Consider the following 12,856-nt stretch of genomic DNA (forward strand, 5'->3'; position numbering starts at 1 on the left):
TGTACGCCGTTTCCGGGTTTTCGCGTGCGTACAGCGCAAGTCAAAGGGGTTGAGCGGGCGCTCCGCTGAGGGCAGAGCGGCCGGGAGCGGAAACGGATGCCGCGGCGGCCGGCGCGGCGCAGGCTGGGGGCATGACAGACGAAGGCAGAATCCCCCGGTTCGGGGCCGAGGCGCGGCGCGAGCTGCTCCACCAGCGCGTGCTCGTGCTCGACGGCCCCCTCGACGACGACAACGGCACGCTGCTGGCGACGCAGCTCCTCGCGCTCGCGGCGGAGGACGAGGCATCCGACATCGCGCTGTGGATCCACTCGCCCGGCGGGTCGGTGCCCTCGATGCTCGCGATCCGCGACGTCATGAACCTCATCCCCAACGACGTCGCGACGCTCGCCCTCGGGCTGGCGTGCAGTGCCGGGCAGTTCCTGCTGTCGGCGGGCGCGAAGGGCAAGCGGCGCGCCCTGCCGCACGCGCGGATCCTCATGCACCAGGGCTCGGCGGGGATCGGGGGCTCGGCGGTGGAGGTCGAGGTGCAGGCCGACGACCTGCGCCACATGCGCGACACCGTGCTCGGCCTCATCGCACACGACACCGGCCAGAGCGTCGAGCGCATCTTCGACGACTCGCTGCACGACCGCTGGTACACCGCCGCCGAGGCGCAGGACTACGGGTTCATCGACGGCGTCGTCGCGGACTTCGCGCAGGTCGTCCCGCGCCGGCGGCGTCCGGCCGGGCTCGGCCTCGGCCCGGCGGAGGTGGCGGCGTGAGCTCGTACGCGATCCCCAACGTCGTGGCGCAGCATCCGCGCGGCGATCGCATCATGGACGTCTACTCGCACCTGCTCGCGGAGCGCGTCGTCTACCTCGGCACCGGGATCGACGCCGGCGTCGCGAACGCGCTCATCGCGCAGCTGCTGCACCTCGACGCGGACTCCCCGGAGCGTGACATCCAGCTCTACATCAACTGCGAGGGCGGCGACCCGTCGGCGATGCTCGCGGTGTACGACACGATGCAGCACGTGCGGCCGGATGTCGCCACCACGGTCGTGGGGCAGGCGATCGGCGTGGGCGCGGTGATGCTGGCCGCGGGTGCGCCGGGCAAGCGCTCGGTGCTGCCCCACGCGCGCGTCGTGCTGCATCAGCCGGCCGGCCAGGGGAGGGGCGCGATCCCCGACCTCATCCTGCAGGCCGACGAGCTCGTGCGCGTGCGGGGCGAGGTCGAGCAGATCCTCGCGCGGCACACCGGGCAGGATGCCGCGAAGCTCCGAGCCGACACCGACCGCGACCGCGTCTTCACTGCGGCCGACGCCGTGGCCTACGGGCTCGCCGACCACGTGCTCGCGGAGCGGTGAGCCCGCCCGCCCGCCGGCACACTCACTCCTCGGTCGCGCCCGGCCAGACCTTGCCCTCCCAGGGGTCGTAGTCGGCGATGAGCTCCTCCTGCGGCGGGCGCTCGGACTCGGGCACGTGCTGCAGGTTCACCCGCACGCGGTACCAGAGCGAGCTCGACCCGCGCATCCCGTCGACCATCACGTCGGCGGGGTGCAGCTGGGCGGCGACCGACGGATGCCGCTTCGTCCACTCGTCGAGCGCGGCGGTGGCCTCGGGCTTCGTCTTGGTGCGGGCGACCTCGATGAGCGGCATCGTGGACTGCCGCCGGCCAGAGCCGTCGCCGCCGCGTGGCGGCTTCTCGGCGGGACCCAGCTCCTCGGCCAGGCGCAGCAGGCCGTCGAGGGTGCCGACGGCGTCGTCGATGCCGGCGTGCGGGTCGCCGAGGTCGGCGTAGCGCTGCGGCACGGTGAGCACCGTGAACTCCTCGGGGCGACGCGCCCGCACCTCGTCCCAGTCGAGCGGTGTCGACACGCGCGCGTCGGGAAGCGGCCGGATGGAGTACGCGGATGCCACGGTGCGGTCCTTCGCGTTCTGGTTGAAGTCGACGAACACGCTCTCGCCGCGCTCCTCCTTCCACCAGCGGGCCGTCGCAAGGCCGGGTGCGCGGTTCTCGACCTCGCGCGCGAGCGTCTCGGCGGCGAGGCGCACCTGCTTGTAGTCCCACTGGGGCGCGATCCGCACCAGGATGTGCAGGCCGCGCGACCCGCTCGTCTTCGGCCATCCCACCAGGCCCACGTCGTCGAGCACGTCTCGGGCGACGAAGGCCACGTCGACGATCTGCGACCAGTCGACGCCGGGCATCGGGTCGAGGTCGATGCGCAGCTCGTCGGGATGGTCGAGGTCCTCCGCGCGCACGGGGTGCGGGTTGAGGTCGAGGCACCCGAGGTTGACGACCCACGCCAGGCCCGCGGCATCCCGGATCACCGCCTCTTCGGCCGAGGTGCCCCGGGCGTACTGCAGCGTCGCGGTGTCGACGAAGTCGGGATGGTTCTCGGGCACGCGCTTCTGGAAGAACGGCTCGGCGTCGATGCCCTTCGGGAAGCGCTTGAGCACCATGGGGCGTCCGCCCGCGCCGCGCAGGGCGCCCTCGGCCACCGCGAGGTAGTACCGCACCACGTCGAGCTTGGTGATGCCGGGATCCGGGAACACGATCTTGCCGGGGCTCGAGATGCGCACCTCGTGCCCGTCGATCTGGAGGAGCTCGGCTTCCGTCTTGGCAGGCGTCACCCGGCCCACGCTAGCGACGCCCCGCGACATCGGCCAGGGGTTGACGCCCCGCCCGGCCGGGGCGCCGGACGGCTCAGGCGGCCAGCGAGTACGCGGCGCGGCATCCGGCCACCGCGCGCTCGGTCGCCCGCGACCGGAGGTCGTCGACGACACCGGCGGTGAGCTCGATCAGCGTGACCTCGAGCGCCCCGGCGACGGCGGCGATCATCTCGCTCGAGGGCTCCTTGATGCCCCGCTCGATCTCGGACAGGTACTGCGGCGAGACGCCGGCGCGGTCGGCGGTGTCGGCGAGCCGTTCGCCGCGCTCGTGGCGTAGCCGGCGCAGGCGGTCGCCGAGGGCGTCTCGCCAGAGCGGCTCGGGGTGGCGCGGTGCGGACCTCGAGGCGGGCGCGGTCGGCAGCGGGATGATCTCGGCCATGGCGTCACGATAAGACGCCGGCGGCGCAGGTCGCGAGCCGTTCCGCCCACAGCAGAACGTGCGCAGGATCGGATGCCTCGGCCGACACGCCGCCGCCCGGCCACCACGGGCGGCGGGTCGGCCAGAACCTCCGATCCTGTGCGCGCGGTCGTCAGAAGACGACGAGCCCGCGCACCAGGACCCAGACGGCGAACACGACGAGGACGGCCGCGGCGATCCACAGCGCCACGACGTGGCCGACGGCGCCTTCGCGGGTGATGCCGGCCCGCACGAGGAGCACGCCGAGCATGACGGTGAACACCATGCCGACGAGCGGCAGCAGCACGATCGGCCAGGTGCCGGTGGGGAGCCCGAAGCCGAGGACGAGCGGCTCGGTGCGCAGCAGGATGAGCGCGAGGGCTCCCACGAACGCCAGGTTCGCCCCGGCGGCGATCCCCGCCGTGAGCACGGCGCCGTCCGGTGCCTCGCCGTGGCGCCGCACGAGACGGTGGACGCCGTAGCCGAGCGTGTAGAGGAGGATCAGGCCGAGGCCGATCACCGTGACCCCCGCGATGCCGATCTGCCATGGGTTCGGGCTCCGGACGAGATCCGCGTCGAGCCGGTAGACCGCGGTGGTGGGACGGATGTCGGTGGCGGTGAGGAAGTCGATCGGGTCGGCGTCGCCGATGCACGACGTGTCGGGCTCGACCGACGGGTCGCGGAGGAACGCGGCGGCGACGGATGCCGCGCACGGCTCGTACCAGTTGCCCCACACCGCTCCGTGCCCCATGCCCGGGAACTCGTAGCGGTAGGCCGCCGTCAGACCCGCGGCGGCGGGTTCGCTCCACGCGCTCGGCGTCACCGGGTCGAACCGGCCGCTCGTGATGAGCGTGGGGATGGCGCTGGAGACCGGGTCGTTCTCGCTCGCGGGGAGCGCGGGCACGTTCCACACCGCGCAATCCTCGCTGACCGGCGCGAAGCCCGCGTAGTGGGTGAGCAGCGGGTCGGCGGACGTCGTCTCCTCGATGAGCGCCGGGTCGTTGAACGGGACCTCCTCGGCGCACTCGATGGACAGGTTCAGCCCTTCACTGAGCGAATCCGCGTTGTCGATGGCACGCTGCGCGAGCGGAACGACGACGCCGTCATCGCCGCGGTCCAGGCGATCGATGACGAAGGGGAGCACCCGCACCGTCGCGGCGTCGTAGAAGGCGTCGAACAGGCCGCCCATGATGTCGTCGTCCGCGATCTCGAGCTGCAGCGTGCCGCCCGTCCCGGGGTCCCGCACCGCCACGGTGATCGGTTCGCGGGCGGTGCGCTCGAGCACCCGCTCGAGGGAGCCCTCTACGTCGGGGTACCGCTCGTGGCAGTCCGCGTCCGCGGCGCACGCCGCCAGCAGCCAGTCGATGGAGCCCCGCAGCGCTTGCGGGGTCAGCTCGAAGCGGTCGATGTTCGGGGGGTACACGCCGTCCAGCACGACCGCGCGCAGGCCGTCGGGCCGGTCGCGCATCACCGTCATCGCCAGTCGCGACCCGTACGAGACGCCGTACAGGTTCCACTGGTCGTAGCCGAGCGCGGCTCGCAGATCCGCGAGGTCGGCCACGCTCGCCGCGCTCGTGTAGGCGGCGAGATCCATGCCGTCGGCGAGGAGGCGCTCGCGGCACTCCGAGAGGAGCGCGGCGCGCCGCTCGGCGAGCGCCGCTCCCGTGGGCAGCCGCCCGTCCTCGGCCAGGGCGCTCGTGTCGAGCTCCGGGCAGTCGAGCGTGGGTTCGGCATCGACGTCGCCGCGCTGCTCGACGATGATCACGTCGCGGTCGTCGGTGGCCCACTGCGCGTGGTCGAGGAAGTACCAGAGCGCCGACACGCTGCCGCCGCCGGGGCCCCCGGTCGTGGGGAAGATCAGCGGGTCGGCGGCCGGCGCGTCCGAGGTGCTCTTCACCCTGACCACCGGGAGCTGCAGCTCGCGCGCCGGGTCGCCGGCGCCGCCTCGGCCCTCCGGCACGGTCAGGATGCCGCACGTGACCCGGTGGGCGTGCTGCTCGGGGACGTCGACGGAGCACTCGGCCGGCGCGTACCCGAGCTCGGCCATGGCCGGCGTCGCGCCGAGCAACGGGGACGCCAGGCCGAGGAGGACCGCCCACAGGGCGATGACGCCTGCTCTCGTGCGAGCCCGCCTCGGTGCGGTCATGGCGCCACTATAGGCGACCCTCCTCGCTGCGGCGGGAGGCCGTCGCCGCAACGACGGAGGGCCGCCCCTTCCGGGACGGCCCTCCGTGATCAGCTGCGGGTCACTCGCTTCCGCGCAGGATGGCGAGGATGCGAAGGATCTCGACGTACAGCCAGACGACGGTCACCATGATGCCGAACGCGCCGAGCCAGGCGTACTGACGCGGGGCGCCGTTGCGCACGCCCTGCTGCACCTGGTCGAAGTCCAGCACCAGCGAGTACGCGGCCATGATGACCACGAGCACGCCGATGATGAGGCCGAGCGGGATGCCCATGAACTCCTGGCTCAGCAGGCCGAAGGCGCCGCCGGCGATCGGGACGTTGAAGAGCATGAGGCCGACGTTGATCAGCGAGAACACGAGGTAGCCGATCATCGCGATCATGAAGATCTTCGTCGCGCGCTTGGAGGCGCGGACCTTGCCGCTGGCGAAGAGCGCGAGCGTCACGCCCACGACCGACAGCGTGGCCAGCGTCGCCTGCACGACGATGCCGGGCCAGATGAACTCGAAGAACGCCGAGATGCCGCCGACGAACAGACCCTCGAACGCGGCGTACGCGATGATGAGGCCCGGCCGCACCTTCTTGCGCGAGCCGAAGATCACGACGAGCGACAGCACGAAGCCGCCGAGGGCGCCGAGCATCCAGGGGAGGATCGACGGGTTCGGGTTGGCGGGGGTGACGCCGGCCATGGTCCACACCCAGCCGACCGTGGCGGTGACCAGGAGGACGGCGAAGAGGCCGAGGGTCTTCCAGACGGTGTCCTCGATCGTCATGCGACCGGTCTCGACGGCACCGGCGGACGGGGCCGCGTACATGCCCTCGAGGTGCGCCTGGGCCGCGGCATCCGTTCCCGCATGCTGCGCCGTCGCGTACTGCGTGGGCCCGCCGAGGTTCGCCGCCTGCGGACCGCCGGGGTAGGTCTGAACGGCCTTCGGGTCCTGGAAGGCCGGGTTGTTGAACGCGGGGTTGTTGAGGGCCACTGCTCTCACACTCCAATGTCAAGGGAATCCCAGCACGATGCTGTTGATCCACACTATCCGACGGCCGCCCCGCCGGGCACGGACCCGCGCTGTGAGAGGGCTATGAACGGATGCCTCGACCGCCGGTCCCGGCGCCGGTCGAGGGCGCCGCGGCTAGGGTGGGACGGTGCCGCGCCGGACCCCGCTCGTCATCGGGCACCGCGGCGCGCCCGGCTACCGTCCCGAGCACTCCCGCTCGTCCTACGCGCTCGCCTTCGCCATGGGCGTCGATGCGGTGGAGCCCGACGTGGTCGTCTCGAGGGACGGTGTGCTGGTCGTCCGGCACGAGAACGAGATCTCGGGCACGACGGATGTCGCCGACCGCCCCGAGTTCGCCGGTCGCCGCACGACGAAGACCGTCGACGGCAGCTCGCTGACCGGCTGGTTCACCGAGGACTTCACCTGGGACGAGCTCTCGACACTGCGCTGCCGAGAGCGCATCCCCGACCTCCGGCCGGCCAGCGCCAGCTTCGACGGCGAGCAGCCGGTGCTGCGGCTGCGCGATGTGCTCGACGCGGCGCGGGAGGCGTCGCTCGAGCACGGCCGCGAGATCGGCGTCGTGCTCGAGATCAAGCACGCCACGTACTTCGCGTCGGTCGGCTGGGACATCGCCGCGCTGGTCGACGCAGAGCTCCGGGACGCGGGCTGGGCGACCGGGGTGCTGCCGCTCACGATCGAGGCGTTCGAGTCGAGCGTGCTGTTCGCGCTCCAGGCGCGCGGCATCCCGGCGACGTACGTGTATCTGCTGGAGGCCGCGGGACGCCCGTTCGACCTCTATGCCGCGCACGGCACGGCCGCCCTGACGTATGCCCAGACCGCGGCGCCCGCCGGGCTGGACACCCTCGCCGGCCGGGTCGACGGCATCAGCGTCGACAAGCGCATGATCCTGGCGCCCGACAAGCTGGGCCGCACCAGTGGCGCGTCCCGCGTGGTCGGCGACGCCCACGAGCGTGGTCTGCGCGTGTACACGTGGACCTGCCGACCCGAGAACCGATTCCTCATCGGGCAGTTCCGCACGCGGGGCGGCCCGTCGTCGTTCGGGGACTGGGAGTCGGAGTGGGGCGTCATCCGCGACGCGGGCGTCGACGGGGTGTTCGTGGACCACCCCGATCTCGGCGTGGGGTTCTTCCGGGCCTGACGGCGTCGTCGCCGGGGTCGCGGCCGATCAGGACATGCGCTCGCGCACGACGCGCGCGGTCGCCACGGGGTCGGGGCGATGCATGACGGACTCGGGCACGACGACCAGCTCGGCCCCGTCGACAGCCTCCGCAAGGCGGTCGGCCGCCGTCAGCAGGAGGGGGAACGTCTGCTCGCCGCGGAGCACCGTGACGGGAGCGCGGACCGACAGCATCGCATCGCTCGGCGTCGAGGCCTCGCGCACGAGGTTGGTGTCGTAGACCGTCGACTGCGCGAGGGGGAGGAGAGCGGCGAACTGGTCGCTCGCCCGGATGCTCTCGACCATGTCGCGGGGCAGGCCCACGCCTTCGAGCTGGAAGGTCACGACCGCCTCGTCGGGCCGGCCCTCGTCGACGAGTCGCTGCAGCCGCTCGGCGAGGGCGTCGTCGGGCTCGTCGACACCGAAGCGCAGCGGCGGCTCCGACAGGAACAGCGCCCGGACCGGCACTCCGCGCGCTGCCGCGAAGAGGGCCAGCACGGCGCCGGACGAATGCCCGAGCACGGCCGCGTGGCCGCCGACGGCGTCGATCACCGCCGCGAGATCCTCGGCCTCCCGCTCGGGCGTGGAGCCCGGTGCGTCGCCGCTCGAGCCTCGCGCGCGGCGGTCCCACGTGACGGCCAGGAATCCGGCATCCGCCAGCGCGCTCGCCAGCCCTGCGGCGTCGGCGGCGGTGGAGAACGCGCCGCCCACGATGACGACCACCGGGCCGGCGCCCGTCTGCTCGTACGCGATCGGGGTGCCGTCGGCGGAGGTCACGGTGTCCATGAGCTCAGCCAAGCACGGGCATCCGACACCGCACCCCCGCGCAGGGGGTCACGACATCGAGACGCGCCCGTCCGGTGGCGCCGGCTCAGGCCCGGCGGTAGGTGCCGACGACGGGGCAGTCGAACGGGTCGCGGGCGGCGAGCCCGACGCGGTTGAGGTAGTCGATCACGATGCCGTACGAGCGCCACAGCGTCGTCTCGGTGTACGGGACGCCCAGCGTGCGGCAGTGGTCGCGCACGATCTCGCGGGCCTTGGCGAGGTGCGGGCGCGGCATGTTCGGGAACAGGTGGTGCTCGACCTGGTAGTTCAGCCCGCCCATGAGCCACGTCGCCCACCAGCCGCCCGACACGTTGCGCGACGTGCGGACCTGCTTGCTGAAGAAGTCGAGCTTCGCGTCGGGGGCGATGACCGGCATCCCCTTGTGGTTCGGGGCGAACGAGGCGCCCATGTACACGCCGAAGACGGCGAGCTGCACGCCCAGGAACGCGAACGCCATGCCCAGCGGCAGGAAGACGAAGACCGGCGTCCAGACGACGGCGAACCGCGCCGCGAGCATGCCGAGCTCGATCCAGCGGCCCTTGACCTCTCCGCGTCCGACGAGGTGGCGGATGGCGATGAAGTGCAGGTTGAGGCCCTCCAGCGTCAGCAGCGGGAAGAACAGCCAGCCCTGGCGCCGGGTGATCAGGCGACGGATGCCGCGGGCCTGGGCCGCGTCCTCGTCGAGGAAGGAGATCGTGTCGACGTCGATGTCGGGGTCCTTGCCGACCCGATTCGGGTTGGCGTGGTGGCGGGTGTGCTTCGTCGCCCACCACGAGTAGCTCATGCCGACGACCCCGTTGCCGAGGATGCGTGCGAGCCGGTCGTTCGCCGGCCCGGACGCGAGGATCTGCCGGTGCGCGGCCTCGTGGGAGAGGAACGCGACCTGCGTGAACAGGATGCCGAGCGCTGCGGCGATGAGCAGCTGGTACCAGCTGTCGCCGAGCAGGATGAAGCCGGTGACCGCGCCGCCGAAGGCGAGCGTGATGGCCACGCCGACCATGGCGTAGAACCACGGCGTGCGCCGGAGGAGGCCGCTCTCGCGCACCACCTGCGACACCTCGGTGTAGGCGCGGGCGACGGGCGGGAACTCGGCGGTGCCGGCGTAGGTCTGGCGGATGGGGCCGAGCCGGGACTCGAGGACGGATGTGGAGATGATGACACCGTTTCGATGGGGGACCGCTATGGCCGTCGGAAGCCAAAGGCGGTTGCCCATCGCTGTGCCCAGGCTACGGGGATGCGTATGAGGCGGGGGGAATATGCGCCGACTCACGGGCGATCGTCAGGTCCGCGACGGGGGGTCCGGGGCCGCTCCCCGGCATGCGGAAGCGCCCGCCTCGCTGAAGCGAGACGGGCGCCGGAGTCCGATCCGCCGGTTCGATCGTGACGAGAGCCCGGCGGCGCGGATGAGGGATCAGAGCGGGCGGATGTTCGCCGCCTGCATGCCCTTGGGGCCCTGCTCGGCGTCGAATTCGACCTTCTGGTCGTCGCGGAGCTCCTTGAACCCATTGCCGGTGATCGCGCTGAAGTGCGCGAAGAGGTCGGCCGAGCCGTCATCGGGTGCGATGAAGCCGTAGCCCTTCTCGGAGTTGAACCATTTCACGGTGCCAGTGGCCATCGTGTCTTTCCTTTTACTTTTCGGGCCGCCGGAGCGACCGGGGGTGCCGCGCCGAAACATTCGGAGCGGACGATGGAGGCGAGCGGGCGGCGATGCCGGCTCGAAGTGGGAGGCCGCGACCGCCGCGCGGGCGGCGTCGACGGCGTCGTGGCGGCCGAGGTGGACGGCTCGGCTGCTGTAGGCGTCCGCGCCGTCCGAGCCGACGTCGACGAAACCGGCGTATTCGCCGGCGAGGGTCGCCACGAAGACGCCGTCGTCGGCTTGGCGCCAGTCGAGCGCAGGCAGGGAGGTGCTGATCATCAGTGGGAATCCGAGCTCACGGCGATGCGGAACTCTGCGGAGAAGAGGGGCGGCGGCGAGCAGATGGCCGCTGCGGGTTGTGCGGTGAGCGTCTGGATCTGCTTCTCCACGTTGAGGCAGAGGGGGAGCGACACTCATTTCCCCGGACAGGGAACGTTCCACGGTAGCACATCCGCCAGAGGGCCGCTTCCGGCGGTGATGCGACGCGGCGGCCGATAGCCCGGCCGCGTCGCGAACGCAAGGGCTTCGGACCCTGCCGGCCGCCATCCGAGAATGGCGGCATGCGCCACAGCTCCCGCTTCGACGTGTCCGCCTGGGGCATCGGCTGGACGGGGTGGGACCCCGAGCGCCAGGCGCGACGGGAGTCGGTGTTCTCGTTGTCGAACGGGCACATCGGCTGGCGCGGCACCCTCGACGAGGGCGATCCGTGCGAGGTGTCCGGCGCGTACCTCAACGGGCTCTTCGAGGAGCACCCGATGCCGTACGCGGAGGACGGCTACGGCTACCCCGACGTCGGCGAGAGCCTGATCAACGCGCCGGACGGCAAGGTGATCCGGCTGCTGGTGGGCGACGAGCCCTTCGACATCCGCGAGGGTCGCCTGACGTCCCACACCCAGTTCCTGGACTTCCGCGCCGGCACGCTCACGCGCGAGGTGGAGTGGACCTCGCCCGCCGGCCGGTCGGTCCGCGTCCAATCGACGAGGCTCGTCTCGCTCACCCACCGCGCGGTCGCCGCGATCGACTACCGCGTGACGGCCGTGTCGGGCCCCGTCGAGATCACCGTGCTCTCCGAGATCGTCGCGAACGAGCCGCTGCCGCCCGTCCACCCCGACGACCGGGTGATGGAACCGCTCGAGAGGCCCTTCGAGCCGGTGGACCACACGGTATCGGGGACCGGCGCGACGATGCTGCACCGCACCCGTCGCAGCGGCATCCACGTCGCGGTCGCGATGGAGCACGACATCAGCGGGGCGGATGCCTCGTGCGGCACGGACGCGGACGACGACATCGCACGCACGACGGTGACCGCGCGCCTGGCGGCGGGTGACAGCATCCGCATCGTGAAGTTCGTGGCGCACGAGTGGTCGGACGCGGTGACGGATGCCGCGCTCCGCGACCGCGCCGAGGCCGCCGTGTCGACCGCCGCCCGGCTCGGCTGGGACGCTCTGGCGACGCAGCAGCGGGCCTGCCTCGACGAGTACTGGGACGCCGCCGACGTGCGGATCGACGGCTCGGCGCGGCTGCAGCAGGCCGCGCGGTTCGCGCAGTTCCAGGTGCTCCAGGCGGCGGCACGCGCCGAGGTGCGCTCGATTCCCGGCAAGGGGCTCACCGGGCCGGGCTACGAGGGGCACACCTTCTGGGACGCCGAGGCCTTCGTCCTCCCCGTGCTCACGTACACGCTCCCCGACGCGGCGGCCGACGCGCTGCGCTGGCGCCGGTCGACCCTCGACCATGCGCGCCATCGCGCGAAGCAGCTGCATCTGGCCGGTGCCGCGTTCCCGTGGCGGACGATCAGCGGCCGCGAGTGCTCGGGGTACTGGCCGGCCGGCACCGTCGCGTTCCACATCAACGCCGACATCGCCGCGGCGGTGATCCGGCACGTCCGGGCGACGGGCGACGTCGACTTCGAAGGCGAGGTCGGGGTGGAGATCCTCGTCGAGACCGCGCGCCTGTGGGTCTCGCTCGGCCGGTGGGACGACGCCGGCGTCTTCCACATCGACGGGATCACCGGCCCCGACGAGTACTCGGCCCTGGTCGACGACAACACGTTCACGAATCTCGCCGCGCAGAGCAACCTGCGGGGCGCGGCCGAGGCGGCGCGGCGGCATCCCGGCGAAGCAGGGCGCCTGCGGGTGACCGATGAGGAGATCGGCGCGTGGGAGGTGACCGCCGACGCGATGGCCGTGCCGTTCGACGCGCAGCGGAACCTGCACGAGCAGTCCGCCGGCTTCACCCGCCGCGAGCGCTGGGCCTTCGAAGCCACGTCGAAAGACCAGTACCCGCTGCAGGACCACTTCCCCTACTTCGACCTCTACCGCAAGCAGGTGCTCAAGCAGGCCGACCTGGTGCTGGCGCTGCAGTTCCACCACGAGTGCTTCACCGACGACGAGACGGCGCGCGCCTTCGCGTACTACGAGGAGCTCACGGTGCGCGACTCGTCGCTGTCGTCGGCGACGCAGTCGGTGGTGGCGGCGTGGGTGGGGCACCTGGGACTGGCGATCGACTACCTCACCGAGGCGGCGACGATCGACCTCGACGATCTGCGCGACGACATCGACGACGGGCTGCACGTCGCTGCGCTGGCGGGGGTCTGGACGGCGGTGGTCTCGGGCCTGGGCGGCATGAAGGACGGGCCCGACGGGCTCGCGTTCTCGCCCCGGCTGGCGGAGCCGATCACCGGTCTCGGCTTCGGGATCCGCGTCGCGGGCGCGGTGCTGCGCGTGGACGTCGAGGCCGACGCCGCGACGTACACCCTCACCGCGACGGAGCAGCCGCTGCGCCTGCGTCACTTCGGAGAGGAGGTGGAGGTGCGGCCGGGCGCGCCGCTCACGCTCCCCACGCCGCCGCTCGCGGACCCCGGCCCCGCGCCGACGCAGCCGCGCGGGCGCTCGCCGCGGGAGGTCCTGGAGTCCGGCGCCTGAGCCTCGCACCGGGCACGATCTCACGACACTCCGATCCGCCGTCTCCACCCTGCGCGGCCGCGCGACC

At 72.2% G+C, this 12,856-nt stretch carries 11 protein-coding genes; 4 read left to right on the plus strand and 7 right to left on the minus strand.

What is annotated here, in order from left to right:
* Nucleotides 1-131: 131 nt before the first annotated feature.
* Complete coding sequence (locus ACWGUG_RS06140; RefSeq protein WP_452324138.1) at nt 132-761, plus strand: ClpP family protease; 630 nt, start codon at nt 132-134, stop codon at nt 759-761.
* The gene (locus ACWGUG_RS06145; RefSeq protein ID WP_336398178.1) at nt 758-1,345 is read left to right on the plus strand and encodes a ClpP family protease; all 588 of its coding nucleotides are present in this window, start codon (nt 758-760) and stop codon (nt 1,343-1,345) included. The genes ACWGUG_RS06140 and ACWGUG_RS06145 overlap by 4 nt, the downstream gene beginning before the upstream one ends.
* Before the next feature lie 22 nt (nt 1,346-1,367).
* Here the strand turns inward: ACWGUG_RS06145 and ligD are convergent, their stop codons facing one another.
* From ligD to ACWGUG_RS06165, 4 genes are all read right to left on the minus strand, one after another.
* Nucleotides 1,368-2,612, minus strand: coding sequence for a non-homologous end-joining DNA ligase (ligD, locus tag ACWGUG_RS06150; protein ID WP_452324139.1), 1,245 nt, complete (start codon nt 2,610-2,612; stop codon nt 1,368-1,370).
* A gap of 73 nt (nt 2,613-2,685) precedes the next feature.
* Entirely contained in the window at nt 2,686-3,030 is a 345-nt protein-coding gene (locus tag ACWGUG_RS06155) for a helix-turn-helix domain-containing protein (RefSeq protein WP_452324140.1), read from the minus strand.
* 151 nt (nt 3,031-3,181) lie between these two features.
* Entirely contained in the window at nt 3,182-5,194 is a 2,013-nt protein-coding gene (locus ACWGUG_RS06160; protein ID WP_452324141.1) for an alpha/beta hydrolase, read from the minus strand.
* 100 nt (nt 5,195-5,294) lie between these two features.
* The gene (locus tag ACWGUG_RS06165; protein WP_336398182.1) at nt 5,295-6,212 is read right to left on the minus strand and encodes a Bax inhibitor-1/YccA family protein; all 918 of its coding nucleotides are present in this window, start codon (nt 6,210-6,212) and stop codon (nt 5,295-5,297) included.
* Between the two features lie 166 nt (nt 6,213-6,378).
* Between ACWGUG_RS06165 and ACWGUG_RS06170 the strand changes: the two genes are divergently transcribed.
* A complete protein-coding gene (locus ACWGUG_RS06170; RefSeq protein ID WP_336398183.1) occupies nt 6,379-7,389 on the plus strand; it encodes a glycerophosphodiester phosphodiesterase family protein in 1,011 nt (336 codons plus the stop codon).
* A 27-nt stretch (nt 7,390-7,416) separates the two neighbouring features.
* Here the strand turns inward: ACWGUG_RS06170 and ACWGUG_RS06175 are convergent, their stop codons facing one another.
* From ACWGUG_RS06175 to ACWGUG_RS06185, 3 genes are all read right to left on the minus strand, one after another.
* Nucleotides 7,417-8,193 carry an alpha/beta fold hydrolase gene (locus ACWGUG_RS06175; RefSeq protein ID WP_378884145.1) on the minus strand — a complete coding sequence of 259 codons (777 nt, stop codon included), beginning with the start codon at nt 8,191-8,193 and terminating at the stop codon, nt 7,417-7,419.
* Nucleotides 8,194-8,278: 85 nt separating this feature from the next.
* On the minus strand, nt 8,279-9,445 hold the full coding sequence (locus ACWGUG_RS06180) for a fatty acid desaturase family protein (protein WP_336398185.1): 1,167 nt from the start codon (nt 9,443-9,445) through the stop codon (nt 8,279-8,281).
* Between the two features lie 198 nt (nt 9,446-9,643).
* Nucleotides 9,644-9,847 carry a cold-shock protein gene (locus ACWGUG_RS06185; protein ID WP_336398338.1) on the minus strand — a complete coding sequence of 68 codons (204 nt, stop codon included), beginning with the start codon at nt 9,845-9,847 and terminating at the stop codon, nt 9,644-9,646.
* 581 nt (nt 9,848-10,428) lie between these two features.
* Here ACWGUG_RS06185 and ACWGUG_RS06190 point away from each other — a divergent pair.
* Nucleotides 10,429-12,789 carry a glycoside hydrolase family 65 protein gene (locus ACWGUG_RS06190; RefSeq protein ID WP_452324142.1) on the plus strand — a complete coding sequence of 787 codons (2,361 nt, stop codon included), beginning with the start codon at nt 10,429-10,431 and terminating at the stop codon, nt 12,787-12,789.
* The last annotated feature ends 67 nt before the right edge of the window (nt 12,790-12,856 follow it).

The sequence above is a fragment of the Microbacterium sp. NPDC055455 genome (assembly GCF_053619935.1).